The 25,007-nt window shown below is 73.0% G+C and carries 21 protein-coding genes and 1 pseudogene; 16 read left to right on the top strand and 6 right to left on the bottom strand.

The genetic code is table 11. The features are described 5' to 3' along the window. Positions 1-2: 2 nt before the first annotated feature. Positions 3-788, bottom strand: a complete 786-nt coding sequence (locus OG410_RS39685; protein WP_329303604.1) for an IclR family transcriptional regulator — start codon at positions 786-788, stop codon at positions 3-5. A 261-nt stretch (positions 789-1,049) separates the two neighbouring features. On the opposite strand from OG410_RS39685, the gene OG410_RS39680 reads away from it, so the two are divergent. The 5 genes from OG410_RS39680 to OG410_RS39660 all read left to right on the top strand — a co-directional run bounded on the left by OG410_RS39680 (position 1,050) and on the right by OG410_RS39660 (position 8,042). Further along, on the top strand, positions 1,050-2,414 hold the full coding sequence (locus OG410_RS39680) for a flavin reductase (RefSeq protein WP_329303603.1): 1,365 nt from the start codon (positions 1,050-1,052) through the stop codon (positions 2,412-2,414). A 41-nt stretch (positions 2,415-2,455) separates the two neighbouring features. Then, positions 2,456-3,739 carry an acyl-CoA dehydrogenase family protein gene (locus tag OG410_RS39675; RefSeq protein ID WP_329303602.1) on the top strand — a complete coding sequence of 428 codons (1,284 nt, stop codon included), beginning with the start codon at positions 2,456-2,458 and terminating at the stop codon, positions 3,737-3,739. A gap of 11 nt (positions 3,740-3,750) precedes the next feature. After that, positions 3,751-5,280 (top strand): aldehyde dehydrogenase family protein, encoded by a 1,530-nt coding sequence (locus tag OG410_RS39670; protein WP_329303601.1) that lies wholly within the window; start codon positions 3,751-3,753, stop codon positions 5,278-5,280. Beyond that, positions 5,277-6,479, top strand: a complete 1,203-nt coding sequence (locus OG410_RS39665; protein ID WP_329303600.1) for an FAD-dependent oxidoreductase — start codon at positions 5,277-5,279, stop codon at positions 6,477-6,479. Before OG410_RS39670 ends, OG410_RS39665 begins: the two co-directional genes overlap by 4 nt. Positions 6,480-6,557: 78 nt before the next feature. Further along, positions 6,558-8,042, top strand: a complete 1,485-nt coding sequence (locus OG410_RS39660) for an aldehyde dehydrogenase family protein (protein WP_329303599.1) — start codon at positions 6,558-6,560, stop codon at positions 8,040-8,042. Between the two features lie 87 nt (positions 8,043-8,129). Here OG410_RS39660 and OG410_RS39655 read toward each other — a convergent pair whose 3' ends face one another. Next, positions 8,130-8,441, bottom strand: a complete 312-nt coding sequence (locus tag OG410_RS39655) for a Dabb family protein (protein ID WP_329303598.1) — start codon at positions 8,439-8,441, stop codon at positions 8,130-8,132. Between the two features lie 107 nt (positions 8,442-8,548). Here OG410_RS39655 and OG410_RS39650 point away from each other — a divergent pair, with 107 nt between their 5' ends. From OG410_RS39650 to OG410_RS39610, 9 genes are all read left to right on the top strand, one after another. Then, on the top strand, positions 8,549-10,303 hold the full coding sequence (locus tag OG410_RS39650; RefSeq protein WP_329303597.1) for a nitrilase-related carbon-nitrogen hydrolase: 1,755 nt from the start codon (positions 8,549-8,551) through the stop codon (positions 10,301-10,303). 66 nt (positions 10,304-10,369) lie between these two features. After that, positions 10,370-11,176, top strand: a complete 807-nt coding sequence (locus tag OG410_RS39645) for a hypothetical protein (protein WP_329303596.1) — start codon at positions 10,370-10,372, stop codon at positions 11,174-11,176. Further along, entirely contained in the window at positions 11,173-12,159 is a 987-nt protein-coding gene (locus OG410_RS39640; protein ID WP_329303595.1) for an alpha/beta hydrolase family protein, read from the top strand. The genes OG410_RS39645 and OG410_RS39640 overlap by 4 nt, the downstream gene beginning before the upstream one ends. A gap of 84 nt (positions 12,160-12,243) precedes the next feature. Continuing rightward, a complete protein-coding gene (locus tag OG410_RS39635) occupies positions 12,244-13,461 on the top strand; it encodes an aromatic ring-hydroxylating dioxygenase subunit alpha (RefSeq protein WP_329303594.1) in 1,218 nt (405 codons plus the stop codon). An 8-nt stretch (positions 13,462-13,469) separates the two neighbouring features. Further along, positions 13,470-14,273: a hypothetical protein gene (locus OG410_RS39630; RefSeq protein ID WP_329303593.1), complete on the top strand. Its 804-nt coding sequence runs from the start codon at positions 13,470-13,472 to the stop codon at positions 14,271-14,273. After that, positions 14,270-15,235 (top strand): hypothetical protein, encoded by a 966-nt coding sequence (locus OG410_RS39625; protein ID WP_329303592.1) that lies wholly within the window; start codon positions 14,270-14,272, stop codon positions 15,233-15,235. Before OG410_RS39630 ends, OG410_RS39625 begins: the two co-directional genes overlap by 4 nt. After that, positions 15,232-16,161, top strand: coding sequence for an SDR family NAD(P)-dependent oxidoreductase (locus OG410_RS39620; RefSeq protein ID WP_329303591.1), 930 nt, complete (start codon positions 15,232-15,234; stop codon positions 16,159-16,161). Before OG410_RS39625 ends, OG410_RS39620 begins: the two co-directional genes overlap by 4 nt. After that, the gene (locus OG410_RS39615) at positions 16,158-16,856 is read left to right on the top strand and encodes a hypothetical protein (protein WP_329303590.1); all 699 of its coding nucleotides are present in this window, start codon (positions 16,158-16,160) and stop codon (positions 16,854-16,856) included. The genes OG410_RS39620 and OG410_RS39615 overlap by 4 nt, the downstream gene beginning before the upstream one ends. Continuing rightward, on the top strand, positions 16,853-17,599 hold the full coding sequence (locus tag OG410_RS39610; protein WP_326783379.1) for a maleate cis-trans isomerase family protein: 747 nt from the start codon (positions 16,853-16,855) through the stop codon (positions 17,597-17,599). Before OG410_RS39615 ends, OG410_RS39610 begins: the two co-directional genes overlap by 4 nt. A gap of 119 nt (positions 17,600-17,718) precedes the next feature. Here the strand turns inward: OG410_RS39610 and OG410_RS39605 are convergent, their stop codons facing one another. Together OG410_RS39605 and OG410_RS39600 are read right to left on the bottom strand one after the other, a co-directional pair. After that, entirely contained in the window at positions 17,719-18,363 is a 645-nt protein-coding gene (locus tag OG410_RS39605) for a hypothetical protein (protein WP_329303589.1), read from the bottom strand. A gap of 65 nt (positions 18,364-18,428) precedes the next feature. Further along, positions 18,429-19,349 carry a poly(ethylene terephthalate) hydrolase family protein gene (locus tag OG410_RS39600; RefSeq protein ID WP_329303588.1) on the bottom strand — a complete coding sequence of 307 codons (921 nt, stop codon included), beginning with the start codon at positions 19,347-19,349 and terminating at the stop codon, positions 18,429-18,431. A gap of 404 nt (positions 19,350-19,753) precedes the next feature. On the opposite strand from OG410_RS39600, the pseudogene OG410_RS42740 reads away from it, so the two are divergent. Next, positions 19,754-19,959 (top strand): annotated as a pseudogene (locus OG410_RS42740) (hypothetical protein); the annotation flags it as partial. Positions 19,960-20,144: 185 nt separating this feature from the next. Next, positions 20,145-21,359 (top strand): glycoside hydrolase family 3 N-terminal domain-containing protein, encoded by a 1,215-nt coding sequence (locus tag OG410_RS39595; RefSeq protein WP_329303587.1) that lies wholly within the window; start codon positions 20,145-20,147, stop codon positions 21,357-21,359. A gap of 188 nt (positions 21,360-21,547) precedes the next feature. Here OG410_RS39595 and OG410_RS39590 read toward each other — a convergent pair whose 3' ends face one another. Both OG410_RS39590 and OG410_RS39585 read right to left on the bottom strand, forming a co-directional pair. Then, positions 21,548-23,965 carry an ABC transporter permease gene (locus OG410_RS39590; RefSeq protein ID WP_329303586.1) on the bottom strand — a complete coding sequence of 806 codons (2,418 nt, stop codon included), beginning with the start codon at positions 23,963-23,965 and terminating at the stop codon, positions 21,548-21,550. After that, complete coding sequence (locus tag OG410_RS39585) at positions 23,962-24,654, bottom strand: ABC transporter ATP-binding protein (RefSeq protein WP_328444279.1); 693 nt, start codon at positions 24,652-24,654, stop codon at positions 23,962-23,964. The genes OG410_RS39590 and OG410_RS39585 overlap by 4 nt, the downstream gene beginning before the upstream one ends. Positions 24,655-25,007: the final 353 nt, after the last annotated feature.

Below are 25,007 nucleotides of genomic sequence, written 5' to 3'. Positions count from 1 at the left end.
GGTCAGTTCACGCCGGGCCGGTAGCCGAACTCCGCGGACAGCCGTTCCACGGCTGCCAGCAGCAGGGGGGCGCACTCGGCCATGCGCGGCTTGAAGCGGGTCTGGGGCCCGGCGACGCTCACCACGGCGATCACATGGCCGTCGTGTCCGAGTACCGGAGCGGCGACCGACGCGGATCCGGCCTCGCGCTCGCCGACGGAGGTGGCATAGCCGCGGCGCCGCACCGCCGCGAGTTCCTTGCGCAGCTTGTCGGGGTCGGTGATGGTCCGCTCGGTGAGCCGGTCGAGGGCGTGCCGTTCCAGGTAGCCGTCGACCTCGACGTCGGGCAGGAAGGCGAGCATCGCCTTGGAGGAGCTGCCCGCGTGCAGCGGGAGGGGGATGCCCAGCGCGACCTCCATGCGCAACTCCCGGTCGGGGACGACCTGGTCGACGTAGAGGCGGGTGTCACCGCGGCGGATCGACAGGGTGGCCGTCTCCTCGCACTGCCCGGCCAGCCGGCGCAGTTCGGGCGCGGCGAGGATGCGGAGGTCCGTACGGGCCAGATAGGCGCGGCCGAGCGAGATGGCCGCGGGCCCGAGCGCGTACCGCCGGGTGACGGGGTCGGCGATGATCAGGTCGCGGTTGCGCAGGGCGGTCAGAATGCGGTGCACGGCGGCCTTGGTGATGCCGAGCTGCTGGGCGATCTCGGTGATGCCCAGGTCCGGGCGGCCGCTGCGGCCGAAGAGCAGGAGCACGTCCATGGCGCGCTCGACTGCGGCGATCGACCTGCTGGTGTTCTCCTCGGTCACAGCGTCCTCGGTACGTTTCGGGTGCGTGGAACCACCCCCGGAGAAGCCCCGGGGGATGCCCGACAGCATAGGCGTGGATTTCCCTCTGGGAAACACCGTTCAGTGGGTGCCCCGGACGGCCACCGTCCAGCGGGCCCGGCGAACAGCGTCCGGCGGGCGCCCGGCCGTCATTGACACCCCTTCGGACCCGTCGTTACGCTCTTCGTTACGACGTTCCACTGAGGGAAACTCTCTGGAGACTCGACGAGAACGGGGGTGGCGATGACAACCGCCGTGGACGGGGGCACCTTTCGGCAGGTACTGGCCCGCTGGCCGAGCGGTGTCGGGATAGTCACCACAGCCGGCGCGGCCGGCCGCCACGGCATGACGGCGAGTTCCTTCAGCAGTGTCAGCCTGGATCCGCCCCTGGTGCTGGTCTGCGTCGACCGGCGGCTGCGCTCCCATGAACTGCTGGACCGCAACGGCGTGTTCGCCGTCAACGTGCTCGGCCGTGACCACATCGGCCTCGGCCGCCGGTTCGCCGGAATGGAACCCGAGGTGACCGACCGTTTCGCGGAGGGAGACTGGCTGCCCGGCGCGACCGGCAGCCCGGTCCTGACCGACGCCGCCGCCTGGGTCGACTGCCGGGTGCGCAACGGCTACCCGGGCGGCGACCACACCATCTTCGTGGGCGACGTGGTGGCCGCGTGCGTCCCGCGCATCACCTCGCCGCTGCTGTTCCACTCCCGGGCCTGGGGCCAGCTCGCCGACCCGCTGCCCCAGAGCGTCGGCATCACGGACACCGGCCTGGCCCGCACCCTGCACGAGCAGGGCGCGCCTCCCCGGCGGGGCGCCCGGCTGGTGGCGACGGTCCGCGCGGCGGGCATCCCGGTCGTCGTCCCCCACGGCTCGCTGCGCACCGCCCGGTCAGCGCCCCGCTGGTCCGACGCGGCCGGCACCGAACCCCGTACACCCGCGGGCGAGCCCGGCGCACCGGCGTACGCCGGCGCCCTCACCACGCCGGGCCCGCCCGCGGTGCACGTGCGCAGCGCGGCCCAGGCCGTCGAAGCCGCCGAAGCCGGCTGCCTCCGGGTGGAGGTGACCGTCCTCGCCGACGGGACGGGCACAGCAGCGCGGGCCGTGATCCGGGCCGTCGCGGGATCGGCGACGACGGTGGTCGCCCGGGTCCGCGACGCCATGGCCCCCGGCCTCGCCCGGACCGTCCTGCGCACGGTCGCCGCGCTCAAGGCCGCGGGCTGCGCGGAGATCTCGCTCGTCGAGGCCCGCCCCGGTCCGGGGGCCGCAGGCGCGCCCGGCGCGCTGGACGGATCGCCGCTCCATCTGCGCGCCCTGCTCCAGGACGTGGTGCCCGAGGCCGACGGACTGCCGGTCCGGCTCGCGCTGCGCGACCATCACGGGCTGGGTCTGGTCAACGCCCTGACCGCCATGAAGAGCGGGGTCCGCCACTTCGAGGCCGGACTCGGCGGCTGCGGCGGCCTGCTGCCCACCGAGCGCCTGGTCCTGCTGTGCTCCCGCATGGGGGTGGCCACCCCGGTGGGCCCCGAAGTCCCGCGCTCCTGGGTGAACGAGCTGGAGCGGATGCGCTACGGCCGCCCGCTGCCCGCGCGTGTCGCCCCCGACCAGTGAACCTCCCCACCCCACGCGCCCCATCCGAGGAGCCGCCGCCGATGACCGGACCACGCCTGACCGGAGAACTTCTCGTCGACGCCATGACGCCGGACGAACACGCCCGAGCACAGCGCGTCGAGAAGGTACTGCCGGCGCTGCGCGCCAGTGCCGCCGAAGCGGACGCCAAGGCCGAGTTCCCGGCCGGACATGTCGCGCTCCTGCGGGACGCGGGACTGCTGGGTCTCGTCGTACCGCGGAAGTACGGGGGTCTCGGGGGCACTCTGCGCGACCTCGCCGCGGCCACCTTCGCCATGGGCACGGCCTGCCCCTCCACCGCGCTCGCCTACTTCTTCCACAACACGAGCGCCTCCCGGGGGCTGCTGCCCCTGGAGGCCATCCGCGCGGGTCTCTTCCACGAGGACGAGACCGCGGAGGTCACCGCGTTCGCCGAGCGCGTGCTGACCGCGATGGCCGCCGGTACGTGGCTCGGGAACTTCGCCAGCGAGTCGGTCAAGAGCTCGACGGCGAACATCGCCATCGCCACCACGGCCGAACGGGCCCCGGGCGGCTGGCTGTTGACGGGCGAGAAGTCCTTCGGCTGCGCGACCGGCGTCGCCGACACGTATCTGGTCACGGCACGGCTGGCGGGCACCGAGGGGCCGGACGGTCTGGCGCTGTTCCTCGTGCCGAGGTCCGCGCCGGGGGTCGGTTCGCGCGAGCCCTGGAACGGGCTCGGCATGCGTGGGAGCGCCAATCACGGCATCCGGCTGAGCAACACGTTCGTCGCGAGCGAGGAGGCACTGACCGTGCCGGGCGCCTTCACCCGCATGCTCCAGGTCAGCCGGGGCAGCTTCGTCGGCAATCAACTCGCCATCGCCGCCGTGTACACGGGCGCCGCGCAGGCGGTGTACGACCACACGCTGGAGCGTCTCACCCGCGCGACCTTCGCCGACACGGGCCGCCCGATCGCCTCCAGCCCCATGCACCAGGTGCTCATCGGCGACATGACCCAACGGCTGGAGACCGCGTATCTGTGGCTCCGGCGGCAGTTGGAGCTGGAGACGTCCGAGCCGCCGCTGCGCGGCAAGTCCGAGGTCTTCACGCAGTGGCGGCTGGGCAAGGGCTCGGTGACCGAGGCCTGCTTCGACGTGGCCGTCGCGGCCCTCAAGGCCTGCGGCACGTCCGGCGCCACCATGGACGGCACGATCGGCCGCACGGTCCGCGACCTCGCGATGGGTCTGGTGATGACCTTCCCCGCGGAACGGGGCCGACTGGAGGCCGCGAAGATGGCGACCGACTCCCTGGAGAACGCGCTCTTCGCCAACCTGGAGGCAGGCCGGTGAACACACCCTCAATGGAAGACGCCCCGAAGAACACGGGGGACGTGGAACTGGAGGCGACCGCGGACCTCGTGGACGGCCGCTGGAAGGCCTGCCACGACCGGCTCGGGCCGCTGCTGGAGAATCCCGCCACCGGCGCGACGGTGCGTCCCGCGCTGGGCAGTTCGGCCGCGCGCGCCGAACAGGCCCTGGCGGCGGCCGACTCTCTGCACTCCGCCGGCACCTGGGCGTCGCTCGCGGACACCGCACGCGCCGACGCCCTGGAGTCGGCGGCGGCCGCCGTCGAGGAACGCGTGGAAACCATCGTGCGGGCCGAGTCGTTCGCCACCGGCGTTCCGCTGGCCCAGACCTCCGGCCTGGGTGTCATCGTCGGCGGCGCGTTCCGGCTCGCCGCGGCCCGGCTGAGAGCCGGTGTGCTGCGCTCCGAGGTGCTGCGGCCGGACGGGCGCGCCGTCGAGGTGCGCCGGGCACCACTGGGACCCGCCCTGTGCGTCGTGCCGTACAACGCGCCCGCGCCGATGGCCGCGCACAAGGCGGCGAGCGCGCTGGCGGCGGGCTGTCCCGTCATCATCAAGGCACCGGAACTGGCGCCGTACGGAACACAGTTGCTCGTCCGTGCCGCCGCCGAGGGGCTGGCGGCCGCCGGGGCTCCCCCCAGCGTGCTCCAACTCCTGCACGGCGACGGGCGCATCGGCGCCCGGCTGGTGGCCGACGCCCGCGTGCGCGTGGTGTCGTTCACCGGCGGCACGGCGGCGGGCAGGGCGGTCGGCGCCGTCTGCGGCCAGGGGCTGAAGCCCGTCCAGCTCGAACTCGGCGGGAACAACCCGCTCGTCGTGATGCCGGACGCGAACCCGGCGGTGGCGGCCCGGCTGGCCACCGAACTCCTGACGACCCTCAACGGCCAGTGGTGCCGCGCCCTGGGCCGGCTGATCGTGCCCTCCGCGATGCTGTCCGGACTGCTGACGGAAATCGGCGCCGCTCTGGCCGACGTGAAGGCCGGCGCGCCGTTCGACGCCGCCACCGGGTACGGGCCCCTCGCCCATTCGAGCCATCACCGGCGTGTCACGGCGGCACTCGACACGCTCGTCGCGGCGGGCGGTACACCGCACACCTTCACCGAGATCCCCGGCACGGGCAGCTTCCTCGCGCCGGTCCTGCTGACCGGCGTCCCCGAACAGGCCGCCCGCGAGGAGGTGTTCGGCCCGGTGGCCACCGTCCATGCCTACGACGACGAGGACGAGGCTGTCGCCCTGGCCAACAGCACCGGGTACGGGCTGGAGGGCTATGTGGCCGGGACGGACGAGGAGGCCGCCCTCGCGGTGGCACGCCGGATCAGGGCGGGCGAGGTGAAGGTCAACGGCTCGTCGTTGATGAGCCTGCACCTGGACACCCCGCGCCCCGCCTGGGGGCTGTCGGGTCTGGTCGACGAGGGTACCGACGAGACGCTGCTGCACTTCACGGGCAGCCGGGTCACGGGCGTCGAGGCGGCTTTCGCGCTGCACACCGGACAGGGCCCCGGCCCCGCCACGGAGAGATCCCGGTGACGGGCACGCCGGCCGAGGGTCGCGTCCTGGTCGCCGGGGCGGGCCCGGTGGGACTGACGGCCGCGCTGGTGCTCGCCCGGCGCGGGGTGCCCGTCACCGTACTGGAGGCGGGTCCCGGGCTCTCCTCCGAATCGAGGGCCTCGACCTTCCACCCGCCGACCCTGGAGATGCTGGAGGACCTCGGTGTGCTCGGCCCGGTGCTCGAACAGGGCCTGACCGTACGCACCTTCCAGTACCGCGACCGGCGCACGGGTCCCGTCGCGGAGCTCGACCTGGCCGTGCTCGCCCCGGACACCCGGCACCCCTACCGCGTGCAGCTGGAACAGGGCAAGCTCACTCCTCTGCTCCTGCGCGCACTGTCCCGACTGCCGGGAAGCGAGGTGCGTTTCGGCGCCCGGGTGACCGCAGTCCGCCAGGATCCGCACGCGGTGGACGCCGTCCTGAGCGACGGGACGACGGCGCGCGGATCCCACCTGGTCGCCGCCGACGGTGCCCATTCGGCGGTGCGCCGCTCACTGGGGGTCGGATTCCACGGCATGACCTACCCGGAACGCTTCCTCGTCGCGTCCGTCGAGGCCGACCTGACGGCCGAACTTCCCGGGCTCGCCCCCATCGCCTACGTCATGGACCCCGACGAATGGCTGGTCCTGCTGCGCACCCCCGACCACTGGCGCATCCTGCTGCCGACCCCGGGCGACACCACGGACGCGGCCGAACTCGCCCGACTGCCGGGCCGGTTGAGCGCCCTGCGCGCGGCCTCCGCAGGTCGGACCGGTCCGCCGTGGCGGGTCGTCCAAGCCGGCCTCTACCGCGTGCACCAGCGCGTCGCCGACACCTTCCGGCTGGGCCGGATCCTCCTGTGCGGGGACGCGGCCCACGTCAACAACCCGCTGGGCGGCATGGGCATGAACAGCGGCATCCACGACGCGGTGCTGATGGGCGCCGCGCTCCATGCCGTCGTGGACGGCCGGTCCGGCGCGGACGAGGCTCTGGACCGTATCGCCGCGGCCCGGCGGGACTGCGCGCTGACGTACGTCGGAGCCCAGACACACCGCAACTGGGAACGGCTCAGAGTCCGCGACCCGGCACTGCGCTCCGCGCTCGCGGACGAACTGCGGGCCACGGCTGCCGATCCGGCCCGTGCCCGGCAGGCGCTGCTGCGCAGTTCGATGATCGCGTCCCTGCGGATGTCCGTGTGACACCACGGCGGTGAGGCGGCCGACGGCCGCGGCACCGCCGAGACCAAGCCTCACCGACGACCGGGGCCGAGGAGGGCCATGCCCGTCGACGACCTGATCAGCATTCACAACCCTGCCAGGAGCGCCGAGATCGTCGGCCACGTGGCACCCGCGACGTCGCGCGGGGTGGACGGTGCCGTGGCCGCCGCCGGACGGGCCGCCCCGGACTGGGCGCGGACGGCCGTGTCCGACCGCGCGGCCGCGCTGCTCTCCGCCGCGGCGAGCCTGGAGGCGGCGGCGACGACGCAGGCGCCGCTGCTCGCACGGGAGTCGGGCAAGCCGCTGGCCGACTGCCACGGGGAGATCCTCTTCTCCGCCGCGGTGCTGCGCTGGTACGCCGACGCGGCCCCGGGTCTGCTCGCGGACCGCCATATCGACGATGCACAGGGAAGATTGACGGTCCGTCAGCGACCGTACGGACCGGTCGCCGCCCTCACTCCCTGGAACGCGCCGGTGGTGCTGACCGCGCTGAAACTCGCCCCCGCGCTGGTCGCGGGCAACGCGCTGCTGGTCAAGCCCTCCCCGCTCGCCCCGCTGGCCGTCAGCGCCCTCCTGACGCGCCTGGCGGAACATTTCCCGGCCGGACTGCTGCACGTCCTGCACGGGCACGCCCCGGTGGCCACCCACCTGGCCGGGCATCCCGGCGTCTACAAGGTGGCCTTCACGGGCGGTGCGACAGCCGCCCGCGCCATCGGGGCGGCCGCCGCCGCGGCGCTGACCCCGACGGTGATGGAACTCGGCGGGAACGACGCGGCCGTCCTCCTCGACGACGCCCCGCTGGACGACTCCGCCATGGACCGTCTGGTGCTCGCGGCGATGTCCACCGCCGGCCAGGTGTGCATGGCGGTCAAACGGATCTACGTGCCGCGGGCCCGGTACGAGCGCTTCGTGGAGGCCTTCACGGCCGCCGCCGCGCGCGTCGTACGGCTCGGCGATCCCCTCGTCCCCGGGGTGAGCGTGGGGCCCGTGATCTCGGCGGAGTCGGCGACGCGGCTGCGCGCCCTCGTCGACGACGGCCTGCGCCGCGGCGGCCGGACGGTCCCGCTCGGTGAGCTGTGCCCGTCGGCCGACGCGTCGGCAGGGCACTTCGTGAGGCCCACGGCGCTGCTCGGCCTGGACGACCGGGCCCCGGTGGTGCGGGAGGAGCAGTTCGGCCCGCTGGTACCGGTGCTCGCCTACGACACCGAGGACGAGGTGATCGCACGGGCGGGCGCGGGTGAACTCGGCCTGGGCGCCTCGGTCTGGAGCTCGGACGAGGAGCGGGCCTTCGGTGTCGCGCGCCGTCTCGACGCGGGCTTCTGCTTCGTCAACACCCACAACCGGACGGGCATGTCGCTGCGCGCGCCGTTCGGCGGGGTCAAGCGCAGCGGCCACGGGCGCGAGTACGGCGCGGAGGGCCTGCTGGAGTACGTACAGCCGTGTGTGACGCACGCGCCGGCCGCGTTCCGCGGGGGTGGTGCCAGGATGGCACCCGGGGCCTACCCGGTCCCCGTCGGCCCGCCCGGTCCCCCGTCGCCGCCGTGACCCTCCGCCCCGCCGGGCCGCTCGGGGTCGTGCCCCGCGGCCCGGTGCGCCCTTGCCGAGAACGGGCCCTGGGCGAAGCCCACTTGATCAGTCGTCGTCCGCTGCCTCGCGCGGGTCGTCGTCGACGCTGTCGACGACGACCCGGTCCGCGAGCCGGGGGCGCAGCCATCGCGCGAGCAGCAGGTGCTCCGGATGCCGCTGATAGGCGGCGAGTTCGTCCGGCCCGGCATGCCTGGTGATCATGCTCAGGTGGTAGGAGACGGGCGTGTCCAGGACGTCGAGCCCGAGCGTCATGGAACGTATCTCCCTTACGAGCGGGGCCAGTTGTTCCAGTCTGTCGCGGGCCTCGGGTGCGTCGGACGGATCCTTGAACCTCATCAGCACGACATGAGTGAGCACAGGGGTCCTTCCGCTGGGCGACAAGGGAATTCCCCTCTGTCGCGAGGCTGGCGGCGAGTGTATGTTCAGGAAACAGTGTTCCGCCAGGGGAACCAAGGGAGAGTGTGATGCCCCCTGTCTCCGTGCGCGTCGCGGCGGCCCAGTTCGCCGTGGGAATCGACCGGTCGGCCAACCTCGCCGCGGTACTGCGCGCCGTCGGGGCGGCGGCGGCCCGGAAGGCCGGCCTGGTCGTCCTGCCCGAGTTCTGCAATCACCTGTCCTGGTACGAGGACAGGGAGCACGCGCTGCGCGAGGCCTGCGTCCTCGGGGACACCTTCCTCACCGAGGTGGCGGCCACTGCCGCGCGGCACGGGCTGTACGTCAAGCTGCACGTCACCCTCGCCGCACCCGCCACGCCTCCGGTCCCCGGCCGGGCCGACGGTATGCGGATCACCGCGACGAGCCTGCTCTTCGCCCCGGACGGAACACTCGTGGGACGGGCCGACAAACAGACACTGATGGGCAGCGAGAACGACCATCTCGACCCGGCCGACACCGAGGGCCCGGTGGTGGAGACCGGCCTCGGGCCGGTCGGCCTCTACTCCTGCATGGAAGGGGTGATCAACGAGGTGTGCCGTTCTCTGTCCCTGCGCGGGGCGCGGTTGCTTCTCAACAGCCTCAACTCCTTCGCGCTGGACGAGGCGTCGCTGCACATTCCCGTCCGGGCCGCGGAGAACAAGGTGTGGGTGGTGGCCGCGAACAAGGTCGGTCCCCTCATCCCCGAAGCCCGGCTCGCCGCCGTCGCGGAGGGGCTGGGCATTCCGCCCGAGGCGCTCCACGGCGCCGGCGAAAGTCAGATCGTCGCGCCCGACGGCACGGTGGCCGCCAAGGCTCCGCGCACCGGCGAGGCTCTCGCCGTGGCCGACATCGATCCGCTCGGCGCGCTCGACAAGCACCGGCCCGACGGCACCGACGTGTTCGCGGCCCGCCGTCCCGACCTGTACGGCCCGATAGCGCGTTCGCCGCGCCCGGTGCCCGCCTTCGGCGGACGGCGCGCCGAGAGTGTCACGGCCGCGGTGCTGCGGCCCTCGGGTACCGGACGGGCGGCCGTCGAGGACGCGGCCCGGCTGGCGGCCGACGCCGCCGCGCGAGGCGCCTGCCTGCTGGTCCTTCCCGAGCTGTTCCTCTTTCCCTCAGGCCGCGTCCCCGCGCACCTGACGGGGACCGAGGCCGACGCTCTGGCCGCCGGGGCGCTGCGAACGCTGGCGGACGCGCTGAGCGGCACCGACGCCCTGCTCGCCTGCACCGTGCCGGCGGGAGACGTACACCTGGGCGTGCTGACCGGAGCGGGCGGGCCGGTGCTGCGCGTCCCCCAACTCCATCCGAGTGCCCGCCATGCCTCGTGGGCGACCGGGCGGGCGGGTCCGCCCGAGGTCCATGACGCCGTGTGGGGACGGATCGCCCTGGTCGCCGGGGACGACAGCGTCCATCCGGAGACCTTCCGGCTCGCCGCGCTGGCCGGCGCCGACACCGTGGCGGTCTGCTTCACGGGCCTGGAGCCCTGGGAGAGCGCCCTGGGCCTGCCCGAGCGCTCCGCCGAGAACCGGCTCAACCTCGTCGCGGCCGGTCACGGCCAGGGCGCGGTGCACGCGCTTCCGTCCGACTTCGGACTCTGGCAGAACCACGGAGGCGGCTTCACCGGCCGCATCAGTCATCCCCGTACCACCACCGCGAGGGGCCCCCTCACCCTGGCCGAGATCCACCCCGCCCAGGCCCTGCGCCGGATGCTGTCCCGCTCCACCGACCTGGTCGACGGACGGCCCTGGCGGCTGTCCGGCGCGCTGGTCGCCCCGGCCGGCGCGCCGGCCCCCCGTCCGGCCTGACCGCTCCGGACCCTTGCCCCGCCCGGCCCTTCGACGCCGGCACCGCGAACCCCGAGGAGCTGCTCCGTGGCCGAGACCCTCAAGGCCGTGCAGGACATGACGGACGACGCGCCCGTCACCGACGTGACCGAGACCTTCGAGCAGTGGCGGGAACTGCTCGCGGAACTCAAGTCCAAGATCGACGCCCGCTTCGAACTGCGCCGCGATCCCTCCACGCTCGGCCTGGACTCCTACGGCGCGCCCCCGCAGAGCCCGGGAGGATCGCTGGCCGCCTACACCGGGCCCGAGGTCGACTGGATGGTGCACTCCTGGCTCGGCAACCCGACCCGCGGCTTCGCCAACCTGCACCTGACGGTGTGGCTGGGCCCGCACATCCGGGTACCGCACCTGGGCATCGCCCTGCTGTGCTGGCCGGGAGGCTGGTTCTATCTCGACTCGGTGCCCCGCGCGAACCTGGTCGCCGACGGCGCGTACTACGACCGCTACTACGCCCCGCTCGACGAGGAGTGGCTCGCCACCCGTGAACAGCACCCGTCCCTGGACTGGTTCACCAGCCGGGCGGGGTTCATCCGGGCGAGTCTGTCCCCGACCGCGTACTGCTACTCGATGCCCCGCGACCAGGAGCACGTCGGCCTGGTCCGCTCGCTCACCCACGCGCACGTGGACCGCTGGCTCGGATGGGTGGACGCGGCAGAGGCCGTGCCCCCGGACGAGCGGGACATCCTGGCCGCCGCGGACCTGGCCACCCGGCGCAACATCGCGGAGCGGGACCCCGCCAACGTCATGGGGGTGCGCTACTTCGGCGAGGAGACGACCGACCGCCTGGTCCGGGCCCTGTGGGGCGGGGACCGGGAACTGCCGAGGCCGAGATGACGGCCGGCGTACGGGCCCTGTGGTGGGCCTGCCGGGTACCTGGCCTCAAGGAGCCGTTCGACACCGCGCACCTGCGGGTGTTCTATCCGGCGCGGCCCACCGGCTCCGACGCCGAGCGGCTCTCCGGCGAGATCCCGACCGACCCCGAGGGAGCCCCGTACCCGGTGGCGCTGCTCCTTCCGGGCATCAACGTCGGTCAGGACGCCTACCGTTGGCTGGCCGTCGCGCTCGCGTCGGCGGGCGTGGTCACCGTGACCGCGGACCTGGTGGGCGAGCTGTTCGCCGGGAGTCACGGCCTCACCCCGGCGGTGGACCTCGAAGCGGCGGCACCGGCCGGGTACGGCACCCGTCCGACCAGTCCGCTCATCAGCGCGCTGCTGGCAGCCGTACGGGAACTCGGCACCAGGCCGCCGCTGGCCGGGCTGCTCGACACCGACCGGGTCGCCCTCGGCGGGCACTCGGCGGGTGGCACGGTGGCGCTCCAGTCGGCCGGTCTGACCCCGGGGGTCCGGGCGGTGTTCGCCTACGGAGCCCACACCGTCGTCGCCGACCTGCTCGGCTGGCCACCGGGGACCGTCCTGCCGGCGGGCGGGGGCGCGCCGGCACTGCTGCTGTCCGGCGAACACGACGGTGTGATCGCCGCGAGCGCGGACCGCTACACCGGACCGCCCGGCGGGGCGCCGCCGGATCCGGTGGCCCGTACGTTCGACGAGGCCGTCCCCGACGCGGCGGGCGGCAACGTCCTGGCCACCCTGACGGGCGCGAACCACTTCACCGCCTGCCACCCCGCGGACCCCACCGGTGCGCGCGGGTTCCTGGAACGGACGGTCCCGGACGACGACGGTGCCGCCAGAGACCTGCTGTCCCGCCTGATCACCCTGTTCTGCACCGCCCACCTGCGCGGCGACGACGCCGCCCGGTCCCGGCTCGACGAACTGCTGGCGCCCCCGCACCCCGGGCTCATCGCGGTTCGACGCCGCTGAACTCCCCGCGCACGAAAGCCCCGCACGGCTCCGCGGGCCCAAGTCCCGCACCCCAGTGGAGAACGACGCCGAGGAGCGCCACGGATGCTCAAGAACTTCTGGTACGCGGTCGAGTTCGCCGACCGTGTGGGACGCCGGCCCCTGAAAGTGACCTGTCTGGGCCAGAGTCTGGTGCTGTACCGCACCGAGGACGGGCGCCCGGTGGCCCTGTCCGACCTCTGCGCGCACCGGGGCGCGGCCCTGTCCGGCGGCAGCGTCGCCGGGGACTGCGTGGTGTGCCCCTACCACGGCTGGCGCTTCGAGCCCGGCGGGGCGTGCACCAGGATCCCCGCCAACCTGCCCGGCCGTGGCATCCCCAGGAAGGCCCGGGTCGACGCGTACCCGGCGCGCGAACGGTACGGGTTCGTCTGGGTGTTCCTCGGCGACCTGCCCGAGGAGGAACGGCCGCCCATCCCCAAGTGGCCCGAGTTCGATGAGCTGTTGGAGGACGGCGGCCGCTTCAGGGCGGTGACCGGCGAGTACCTCTGGCACTCCAACTACGAGCGGGTGCTGGAGAACGGCTGCGACATCGCGCACACCCCGTTCGTGCACGCGGGTTCGTTCGGCAACCCGGAGCGCCCGGAGGTCGAGGAGTACACCCTCGAACAGCCCGACGAGTGGTCGGCGTTCGCCACCGTCTCGATGCACCCGCCGACCGCGAAGGGACTGTGGTCGAGGCTCTACCAGGACCGGCGTTCGCAGGGCCGGGACCGGCCACCGGTGGTGAGCACCGCGGGCTGGATGCTGCCGAACCTCGTCAAACTGCATGTGCGGCTGCCGTTCGGCAACATGATCATCTACGACACGAACATCCCGGTCGACGAGACCACCACCCTCGTCAAGTGGATCGCTCTGCGCGACTTCTTCACCGGTTCCTGGGCCGACGCCAACACGCGCAAGCGGGTGTACCGCATCTTCGGACAGGACGCCCCGGTGGTGGACGGGACCCGGCCGGAGCTGCTCCCCGCCGACCTGGGCGCGGAACTCCACCTGCGTTCCGACCTGATCTCGGTCGCCTACCGGCGCAGGAGGCAGGAACTCGCCGCCAAGGGCTGGACGGTGGGCGACGGGGACCGCGTCACGGGGGACGTGCCCGAGCGCACCTCGACGGTGATCGCCTCCCCCGGCCGCCGCGAGATTCCCGAGTTCGCCCGCGCCTGGGAGCAGAAGGCGCACGGCCTCCACCCCACGGTCGACGGCGCCCAGTCCGCGTCCGGCCCCGACAAGGACGACGCCCCCGAACCGCGTCCGTCCGGAGAGTGAACCCCGAGATGCCGGATCAGACAGCGGCCCGTCCCCCGTCCGTCCCACCGGCCCGCGCGGCGGCGCAGTCCCCGCCCGCCGCGCTGTCCGCGCGCGTCCTCGACCGCCTCACAGCCGTCACGGACGTCGCCGAATCCCCCACGCCCTGGGGGCGGTTGACGAGTGAGGCCTTCCCCGGTGAGGTCGGCTCCGTCCGGTATTTCACCGGGAGCGGCGCCGTCGCGTCCGTCGTGCACATCTCGCTGGTGGTCCCGCCCATCGGCCTCGACAGCCACATGGTGTTCGCGTTCGGCGCGGCCGAGGGCCCGCTGCCGCACTTCACCCTCGACTCCGTGCACGCCGGGGAGGGTTACGCCTTTCACCTCGACCTGGTGCAGCGGGCGGACCTGGCCTCCCATCCCGCGTACACCGACGCCGTGTACGGCTCCCTGACCCCGGCGCACGGCAGCGCGGCGGAGATCCCCGGGCTGGCCCCCGCGGCGATCGGTCCGCGCCAGCGCGCCCTGATGTCACCGTGGATGCTCGTGCACCGTGCCGACGAGGCGGCACTGCGGGCCGTAGGACCGATCGCCGAAAACTACCTGGAGCACTGGCTGAACCTGGCCGGGGACTTCCCTCCGGCAGCGGCCGACGAGGTGAAGGACACGGACCTCGCCGACCGCGACCGGCGGCTGCGGGCCGCGCTGTTCAGCCGGGAGATCGATCCGGTGTGGGCGCAGGTCGACCGGCTGCTCGGCCCGGCGACGACCGACGCACTGCGCGGCCTGCTGATCACCGGCGGCCCGGGCGGCGCGGAAGGGGACGCCTCGTGAGCGCCCCGGAGCCCAGCGCCTGGCAGCGGCGCATCACCGGTGAATGGCACGGCCGGCCCTCGCTGTTCGACGCGACGGGCACGTGGTGCGGATTCGAGGACATCCGCCGTTCCTCGGCGTTCGAGGACGGAGGCACGGTCTACCGCATGGACGGCGGTCTCGAGGGCGGCGGCCCGCTGGCCGGCCGGTTCCGGCTCGCCGCGCCCTTCGCCTTCGCCGTGACCGACGCCGACGACAACCGGATCTACCACGGTCCCGACTTCCACGGAACGGGCCAGCCGTACGGCTCGTTCGTGGACGCCCACTACTACGGGCCCGGCTGGCAGGTCGACCTCAACACCTGGAACCACGTCCTGCCCGACGGCGAGACCCAGGTCTACTCGTCCGTCCTCTACCAGGGATGGACGGTGGTGGGCTGCTTCAACGGCCTCTACCGGCGCACCGTCGGCGCCGGGGCCGACGATCCGGCGACACGCGCCGCGATCGACGCCCATCTCGCCGCGGAGACCCGGTCCGGTCCCGTGCCATGGATCCTGCCCACCAAGCGGTCCGGCGCCTTCCGGGGAACGTGCGAGGTGTGGGGCGCCGACCAGAAGCCGCTGGGAACGGTCGAGGTGGAGGACCGGCTCACCCCGCTGGACCTGCTGCGCACCGAACACCGGGTCCGCTGGACGGGCGCCGGCGTGGACCGCGCCTTCACCGTCGTACGCCGCCGGGACGGCACCCGGGAGTTCTGGGAAGGACCGGGGGCCTGGGGCAACGCCCAGGCGTTCGGGCGGGCCAACTACCCGGTCTGGCACTTCACCGACGGGGACGTGCACAAGGTCAAGGGACGCGAGTTCGCCCTGGACGCCACCCCCGGCATGACCGCGGGCGGACGGCTGGCCGTCACCTGGGAACTGTTCGACGGCAACGTCCTGGCCGCCGTCGTGCACGGCGTCCTCGACTGGGAGGAGACATGAGAACGCGGGCGCCCGTCGTGGTGGTCACGGGCAGCACCCGCGGCATCGGCCACGGACTGGCCCGCTCCTTCCTCGACCGGGGCTGCCGCGTCGTGGTGTCCGGTCGCGGACCACGGACCGTGAAGGAGGCCGCCGCGGTCCTGGACGCCCCGGCGGACCGGCTGCTCGGACGGGCGGCGGACGTCACCGACCGGGGCCAGGTGCAGGACCTGTGGGACGCGGCCCTCGACACCTTCGGCGGCGTCGACGTATGGATCAACAACGCCGGGGCGGCCACCGTCCGACGGCCGCTCTGGGAGCTGCCGGACGGTGACCTGGAAGCCGTCGTCGCCACGAACCTGGTGGGCACCGCCCATGGTTCGGCCGTCGCGCTGAACGGGTTCCTCGCCCAAGGCCACGGACGCCTGTGGAACATGGAGGGCCTCGGCTCCGACGGCCGCGTCCTGCCGGGCCTCGGCGCGTACGGCACCACCAAGCGCGCCGTCACCTACCTCACCCAGGCCCTGGCCGCGGACCTGCGCGAACGGGCGGTGACCGCACCGCACGACGTACGGGCGCTGCGCCTGTCGCCGGGCATGGTCGTGACCGACCTCCTGCTGCACGACTACGGCCCGGCGGAGTACGCGAAGGTCCGCAAGGTGCTGAACATCCTGGCGGACCGGGTGGAGACCGTGGCGCCCTGGCTGGCCGGCCGGATCCTGGCGGACCGGACCCGCAACGGCGGCCGGATCGCCCGGCTGACCCGGCGCAGGGCGGCGGCACGGTTCGCGACCGCCGGATTCCGCACCCGCGACATCCTGCCGTCCGCACCGCCCGGACCGCCCGGACCGCCGACGGCGTCTGCGGCGTCTGCGGAACCGGCAGGACCTGCGGACACGCCGAACCCGGAGCGCGGGTCCGGGCACGGCAGGGAGGCGGCTCTGTGAGCGCGCCGGTGGACTACCCCGTCGCGCTCGCGCTCCAGGACTTCGTGCCGGTCGTCCTGACCGGTATCGGGGCGGCCTGTCTGATCCGGCCGGTCGGCCGGGCCGTGCCCCGGGCCGGGACCATGGCCGCCACGGCGACCGCGCTGATCCTGGCGGGCGGGCTGTCCAAGGCGGTGTGGAAGCTCGTCGTGTCCCTCGACGGGCCGGACGTCCAGCCCCTGAACAAGGCGCTGTTCCCGCTGCTCGCCGCGGGCTTCCTGCTGCTGGCCCACGCCCTGCTGTCCCTGCCGTCCCCGGTCCCCTCGCCACGGGGAACGGGCCGGGTCCCCCCGCTGTGGGGGTTCGCCGCGACCTGGACGCTGCTCGGCGCGCTGTCCCTGCTCCTGGCCTCGACCCTGCCCGTCATGGTGCTGGCCATCGCCGCGGTCACCGTGTGCGGGGTCCGTCTCATCCTGCTCGCACGGGCCGCCGGGGACACTCCCGCCGCCTCGGCGGCGGGCCTGTGGCTGCTCGGCATGTACGTGCTGGGGCCGCTGGCCGCCCGCCCCGACCAGAGCGTCGCCCTGCAGTGGACCGAGCAGGGCTGCAACACGCTCACCCAGGCGGCCCTCCTGGTCGCCGCCCTCAGGCTCGCCCGCTCACTGTCCCGCTCCGCGCCGCACCCGGCCGGCCTGTCCAGAACGGTGAACCCATGACCGACGCCCTCGGCTGGCGCCACAAGTTCGGCGTCATCGCCCCCAGTACCAACACCATCGTGGAACCGGACTTCCACCGGATGACCGTGCCCGGAGTGACCTCGCACTTCTCGCGCATCCACATCCGGGACCAGGACATGTCCGGCGACGCCGGGATGGAGCGGCTGCTGGAGCAGATCCGCGACGAGATCGGAGCGGCCTGCGAGCGGGTGCTCACGTGCGAACCCGACTACATGGTGATGGGCATGTCGGCCGAGACGTTCTGGGGCGGTGTCGAGGGCAACCGCGCCTTCATCCGCCAGATCCACGAGGCCACCGGTCTGCGGGTCGCCACCGGCGCCGAGGCCTGCGACCGGGCGCTGCGCCTGTTCGACGCGCGGCGCATCGGCGTACTGACCCCTTATCAGCCCGTCGGCGATGCCAACGTGCGGCAGTTCTTCACCGAGTTGGGCTTCGAGGTCGCCGGTGTCACCGGACTGCGCTGTCCGACGGCCGTGTCCATCGCCCACGTCGAGGAGCGGCGGCTGCGCGAGGCCCTGACGGAACTCGCCCTCCTGGAAGGGGTCGAGGCGATCGTGCAGTGCGGGACCAACCTGTCCATGGTCGCCCTGGCCGACGAGGCGGAGCGCTGGCTCGGGCTCCCGGTGATCGCCATCAACGCCGCCACCTGGTGGATGGCACTGCGCGACAACGGGGTCGACGACCAGGTGCAGGGGGTGGGTTCACTGTTGCGCGAGCACTGAGGACCGCCGGCGCGAACCGGACGGGGCCAGGCCGGGCGGAGCAGGGTCGGGCAAGGCCGAATGGGCGGAGCAGAGTCCGGCCAGGCCGAAGGGACCGGGCTCGTGGGAGCCCGGCCCGGTCACGGCGCGGCCGGTGCGGGCGTGGTTTCCTGGCGCGTGTCGATACGCCGGTCGCACAGGGCGGCAAGCAGACCGGCCAGCATGAGTCCTTCGCCGGCGTTGCCCACCGGTGGCACCTTGAAAGCGAGGGCCGAGGCGGCGAAGACGGCGAACGCGCCCAGCGCGATCCAGGGCACGGATCGCCGCTTCCACGCCACGACGCCGATCGCCAACAGCGCCAGGACGGAGAGGACCGCCGCGAAGGGCGCACCCGCGCCACCGGCGTCCGTGTAGCGCAGGGTTCCGGCCCAGGAGCGGGGCTCCAGTTCGAGGCCCGGCAGCGTGGTGGCCACACCGAGCACGGACAGGGCCGCGGCGCACGCCCAGGCCCACCGGACCGTGCGCCGCCCTCGGTCGAGCAACAGGGCGCCGCACACCACGGAGAGCGGCGTCAGTACGGCGTGCACCACGAAACGGCCGGTGTTGAGCCACTCCAGCGGTGCGCCCGCCCCCACCATCGCCCCGGCCGCGACGACGAGCGAGTCGTACGCCAGCGCACACCCGAGGACACCGATCCACAGCCCGGGCGCACGGCCTTTGCGGAACGCGGCGAAGGCGAGCAGGAGTTGGAGAACTCCTGTCAGGAACAGGGCCGCCGAGACCATGACACTCCTCCAGTTGAGAAACCCTGCCTGTGCACGCGATCGCCGCGCCGGACCGGAGCGGTCGGTCAGTAGGCCTGCTGGACGGTCACCGCGTTGTCGACGCCGTCCCCCCACTGACGTACGTACGCGGCGGCCAGTGCGTCACCCAGGCTCGCCCTCAGGAACAGCGCGGACCAACGGGCCGAGGTACGGATGCTCTCGGTCTGATCGAGCGTCTGGACCGACGCGTCCGGGAGCGCCCCGGGCGGGTTCTGCGCATCGGTGATGCCGTAATGATTGGCCCCGGTGACCGTGACCAGCGCCTTCGGCGTGGCGGTCAGTGCCTCGTAGGTCGCCTGGGCCGCGGCGGGTGCGGCAACGCCGTCGACGCTCCCCTGGACGAGCGCCAGGGGCACTCCGGTGTTGTCGACGGCCGGGGCCGCCCCACCGCCGGGGGGCACGTTGTTCGTGCCGAAAAACGCGGCGGCTTTCAGTTGGACGGGCTTGACGGCGCCGGCGGGCAGGCCGAAGCAGAACGGCGGGACGCACTGCCCCTGCACGGTGCCGAGCCCCGCGGCGCCACCGAAGGAATGGCCGAGCAGAACCAGGGTGTCGGCGTCGATGCGTCCTGCCAGCGGGCTGTCGGCGTCGGCGTTCTCGGCAGCGGCCCATGTCACCGCGGCGAGCCCCTCGTCGGAGGAGGCCCACAGTCCGGGCACGCCGTACAGGGTCCTGGTGTGGTTGGGCACCACCACGACGAAGCCGAATGCCGCGACCGTACGGGCGTACCCCTCGTAGGCCGACTTGTCGACGTTCGCGCCCTGGAGCAACAGCGCCACCGGCAGTCGGCGGGTGGTGGTCGCGGGGTAGTAGATGTCGGCCGGGTCCTGGCCGACCGTGGTGGCGTAGGCGGCCGTCGGGTAGACCGTCGGACTTTCCGCGGCTTCCGCCCGAGTCAGACCGCCGGACCCCGCCAGGAGGGCGAGCCCCAGGAGGAAGGCGGTCACCGCCCGTCTCACGCCTGATCCGAGGGAATGTGTGGGACGCACCATGAGGACTCCGGTTCTTCGCCAGGTCATTGCGGACGACGTACGAGGAGCAGCCCCTCACAGACCTCGCGCCCTGACTCGGAGACGACGCGCATGGTTTCCATGAGAGAAACTTCGTTTCACATCGACACCAGTAAACTGACCGTCCCTCGCCACCGTCAACAGGGGAAGCCCACGACTTCGAACGGATCCCCGCCATGAACCGACGGCCGGATCCCTCGGCCGGTGCGCAGGCCTTGCGGGCAAGCAAGCGGATCACCGCCCGGTCCAAGGTCTCCGGCTCAACTCCCCCGGAACAACCGCGCCTTCCCGGGGACGAGGGGTATGCGGCTGCGTCCGGTGTTCGTGCACGGCGTCGGCGGGTGGAAGTCCCTCACCGCCCCTACTACGCTTATGAGGAGACACTCGCCGTCCTCGGCGACGCCCCGGGTATCGGCAGCTCGCTCCTGTCGGCCTTCGAGCGGCTCACCACCGCCATCTCGGACGGAGAGGTGCCGGCGCTGCCGCCCGAGCCGTGCGGCTGCTGTGCGTCGACGCGTACACATGCAGGCGCCCCGGGGCCATGCCGCAGTGGCGGTCCGGACGAGGACCGACCGGGCTTCGCCCAGACGCGCGAGCAGGCGCCGAGACCCTCGGAAAGGCAGCGCCACACGCTCGGACCCGGCCCAAGGGCTCGGAGGTACGCTGGACACGGCAACTGACTTCCCGCTCAAGATACAAGCGGGCCCCGGCAGGCACCCTCGGAGTATCTTCATGGCATCACACCAGTCGCCCACCCATCGCTCCACCGTCAGCCGACGCGTCCTGCTCGCCTCAGCGCTGGCGGTGTCCCTCGCGGCGGCGGGTGTGGGAGGTGTCCAGGTCTCCCGGGCCGCCACGATCGACCCGCCCGCGGGAACCTCGAAGCTCTCGGCGTCCATCTGCGCCGACAGGACCTATTCGGCGATGACGGCTTCGCAGCGGGTCGGCCAGCTCTTCATGGGATCGGTCACGCCGTCCGCTCCTGACAGCAAGCGCATAGATGTCATGCGTCAGTACCACGTCGGCTCGGTGTTCCTCGCCGGGCGCAGCAACGCCGGGACGGCGGCGATCAAGTCCCTCGTCGACGGTCTTCAGGCGAAGGCGGACACGGTGGCCGGGCATCGTGTGGGCCTCCTGGTCTCGACCGACCAGGAGGGCGGACAGGTGCAGGTGCTGAGGGGCCCCGGCTTCTCGACCATCCCGAGCGCGCTGACCCAGGGAACGTGGACGACGACGAGACTGCAGAGCGAATCGGCCGTGTGGGCCAAGGAGCTCAGGACGGCCGGTGTGAACCTGAACCTCGCGCCCGTCGCGGATGTCGTACCGGCGAGCCTCGGCACGGCCAACGCTCCGATCGGCCGGTACGACCGCGAGTTCGGGCATACGGCCGCGACGGTGGCCCCGCACAGCAACGCGTTCCTCGCGGGCTCCACCCAGTCCGGCGTGCTGGCCACGCTCAAGCACTTCCCCGGACTCGGCTACGTCCGCGGCAACACGGACACCACGGCCAACGTCGTGGACACCGTGACGACGAGCACGAGCCCGAGCGTCGCCACCTTCAAGTCCGGCATCGACGCCGGGGCGCCGTTCGTCATGATCTCCTCCGCGACGTACAGCAAGATCGACCCGAACAACCGGGCCGCGTTCTCCCCGACGGTGATCCAGACCATGCTCCGCAAGAACATGGGGTTCAAGGGCGTGGTCATCTCGGACGACCTCGGGAACGCGGTGGCGGTGAAGTCCGTGGCCCCGGGAGACCGTGCGGTCAAGTTCCTCGCGGCCGGCGGCGACTTGGTCCTGACCGTCGAACCGAATCTGATCCCGGCCATGACCAAGGCGGTGCAGAGCCGGATGGCGCAGAGCGCGGCCTTCCGCACGCAGGTGAGCCAGAGCGTCCATCGCGTCCTGGACGCCAAGCAGAAGGCAGGCCTCCTCTCCTGCAGCTGACGGGGTCGCACCGAGGCCGAGCACGGCAGACCCGGCATCAGTCCGCGGGTCCCCGGCCGCCAGGTTCGACGGCCGGGGAGTGTCCCGCGGAGGTGCTGGTGTTCAACCCAGGACGGCTACCTCTCGTGGCTGGAGGCCCACTCCTGGAGTGACGACATCGCGGTGACGCCGACCCGCCGCGCGGCGGGTCACTCGGTGCGCAGCGCCGTGGCCGTACGGACCTTGGCCGCCCATACCGCGGGGACCATCGCGCCGGACAGGGCGACGAGCACCCCGGCCAGGCCCAGCAGCACCAGTTGCGAGCCGTCGTACACGTCGAGGACCGAGGGCGGAAGGCGGGTGCCCGCGGCCTCTCCCATGACCGGCAGGACATAGCCGTGCAGCGCGAACCCGGCCGGGACCCCGATCAGCCCGCCGAACACGCCGATCCCGGCCACCGAGGCGAGTACGAGACTCACGGTCTGCCGCGGGGACATGCCGAGCGCCTTGCACACCCCCAGGTCGTGAACGCGCTCGCGGGTGTCGAGGACGACGGAGTTGAGGACGCCGAGGCCCGCCACGGAGACCAGCATCAGGGTGAGAAGCGCCGCCATCGCCTCCAGCAGGACGATCATGTTCTCGCCCTCCGGAGCGGATTCGGCGAAGGCGTCTCCGCCCAGCGGCTTGAGCACCGCACCGAGCTTCTGCGCGTAATCGGCCGGGGAAACCCCCGACTTGACCTCGATGTGGAAGGCCTCCGGCTCCGCCTTGGCGAAGCTGTCGAGATCCGCGTGGACCCGCATGCCGTCGTCCGACGTGTCGAAGGCCTCGCCGACGATGCGCAGGCTCACCGTCTCCTTCTGGAACGTCACCCGCACGGAATCGCCGATCCTGGTTCCCGTCCGCTCCAGGAAGCCGGTGGGCACCACGACCTGGCCCCGCCCGGAGATCCAGTGCCCCGCGATCATCTCGTAGCTGCCGGGACGCGAATCACCCTGGTAGAGGGTGGCCCGGAGGGTGCGGGAGATCCCGGACACCGTGGCGTCGCCCATCGCCGTGCCGTAGTACGAGGCGGTGCCGGACTGCGCCGCGATCGCGGCCCGCACCGCGTCCGGATCCGCCGACTCCTGCCCGTTCGGCCCCGAGCCCCCGGGCGCCTGCCGGGAGCCGGCCGTGGGCGGCTCCTCCTTCCTCTCCGCCACGCCGGGCCCGGAGCCGCCCGGCCCACCACTGACGGCGGTGACATCGGCGCTGTTCTCGGGATCCTGCGCGCTCGCCACCGCGTTGAGGGACTGCGTCAGTCCCACCGCGAACGTCGCGGCGACCGTCCCGAAGGTCACCGCCAGCACCATCGCGATCGCCCGCACCGGGTGCGCGAAGGGACTCGCGAGGCCGTAGGTCACCGGACGCGGCAGCGGCAGCCGCCCCGCCGCGCGGTGCGCCCACTGACCGCGTGTGGTGCGCGGCGCCCTGCCGACGGCGATGGCCTCGACCGTACGCAGCCTGCCGGCCCGGAGCGCGGGCACCAGCGCCGCGATCGTGACCACGAGCAGCGCACCGGCCGGCACCACGACGTCCACCCACCAGGCCACCGAGAGGGACACGGTGCCGTACACGGACTCGGTGTCCGCCAGCAGCGGCACCGCCAGCAGATTCCCCAGGACGACCCCGAGCGCGATGCCGGCCGCCGCGGGGATCAACGCCTGGGCCACATAGGCCCGTACGACCTCGCGCGGAGTGAATCCGATGGCCTTGAGGATGCCGATCCGGCGCAGCCCCGTGCCGACGGCGCCGCTGATCACGCTGCCGACGATGATCACCGACATGACGATGCCGAGCACGCCGAACGCGAACAGGAACGGGATCGTGGCCGCCGCGCCCTGGTCGGCGGCGTGCTTGGTGTCCAGCCACGACTGGGTGCCGACGAGCGCCCCGGAAGGCAGGGCGGCGGCGAGCTTCTTCCGGTCGGCAGCGATCTGCGACTTCGTCGCCGCCGAGTCGAAGCGGTAGAGCATCTGGCTCGCGAGGCCGCTGTCTCCGGTCGCGAGCGACCGGACCTGGGCCGGGGTCGCCCAGACGTCGGCGCTCCCGCTCGTGGACAGCGCGAAGCCGACGACAGTCAGCGTCTGCGCGTCCGCGGCCTCGGAACTCTTCAGGGTCGCGCCGAGCACGAGATCCGGGCCCTGGAACGAGGCGGACAGCACGATCTCACCCGAAGTGCGCGGCCACCGGCCCGACTTCAGGTCCAGTGCGTCCACGTCCTTTCCCGGCCCGGACCGTCCGACCAGCGTCAGCGCGGGCAGGTGTCCGCCGTCCTGGCCGATCGGACTGATCGTCGTGGACGGGAACGGCCCCGCGCTCGCCGTGACGCCCTCCAGGCCGCGGGTGCTCGCCAGTTGGGCCGCGCTCGCCCGGTGCGGGTCGAGCTGCGCGATGAGGTGCGCCCCGTGCTGCCGCGCGAAGGCATGGTCGAAGGGCGCGTTCGTGGCGACCATGAGGGACCCGGCGACCACGGCCGAGGCCACGGCCATCATGGTGGCCACGGCGATCACCAGCGTCTGGACGCGCCGTCTGCCGACCCCGGAGCGAACGACCCGGCCGAGGGCACCGCCGCCGAACCGGATCATCGGACGGCCTCCGCGCGCGTGTCGACGGCGACCTTGCCGTCGACCAGATGGATCGTGCGCTGTGCGCAGGCCCGGGCCAGTTCCAGGTCGTGCGTGACCAGGACGACGGTCTGCCCGCCGCGGTGCAGATCCACGAGCAGCTCGCGGACCTCCTGCCCCGACGCGGTGTCCAGCGCGCCGGTCGGCTCGTCGGCGAGCAGCAGCGCGGGCTTGTTCACCAAGGCCCGTGCCACCGCGACCCGTTGGCGTTCGCCGCCGGACAACCGCCCGGGGTAGGCGCGGGCGTGCTTCTGGATTCCCAGCACCTCCATCAGCTCCCCGGCACGGGTCGCCGCCGCCCGCCGGGCGGTCCCGGTCAGCTGGGCGGGGAGCTGGATGTTGTCGGCGACGGTGAGGTCGTCGAGCAGGTTGAAGAACTGGAAGACCATGCCGATCCGTTCGCGGCGGAACCGGGCCAGCGCGTGCTCGCTCAGCCGGTCGATGCGCTGCCCGGCCACGGTCACGGTGCCCTCGCTGGGCCGGTCCAGACCGGCGATGAGATTGAGCAGCGTGGACTTTCCGCTGCCGGACGGCCCCGTCACGGCCAGGGCCTCGCCCTGGGCCACGCCGAGATCGACCGGTCCGAGCGCCGGGGCGTCGGCGCCGCCGTACCGCTTGGCGACGCCCTCCAGTTCGATCACGTGATTCATGGGTGTGTCCGTCCTTCATGGTCGATGAGCCGATGTCCTGCGCAAGTCCGGTGAACGTACGGGCGGAGGCGGCGGCGGCGCGTCCGCCGGGGCACCGACATACGGCCCTCCCCGCGGAGGACCCGGCGGCGGGGTCATCCTCGAGGAGTACTCCTGGCGGACAGGTGTGCCGGTCACGCAGGCGGACGTGGACCCGTGCCGCCGGGCCGCACAATGTGCGGATGGAGAGGGAGGACCCGTACGGGCGGCCGCACGACGCGTCGTGGTCAGGCACAGAGCGAGAACAGCCCGGCCCTGCGCGGGAACGGGCCGGCGACCGGCGCGAGCGCACCCGCGACCAGCGGGAGCAGGCA

Source organism: Streptomyces sp. NBC_00659 (genome assembly GCF_036226925.1).
In the GTDB taxonomy this organism is placed as follows: Bacteria; Actinomycetota; Actinomycetes; order Streptomycetales; family Streptomycetaceae; genus Streptomyces.
The sequence above is the reverse complement of the archived record's forward strand: the minus strand, read 5'-3'. Positions and strand labels throughout refer to the sequence as shown.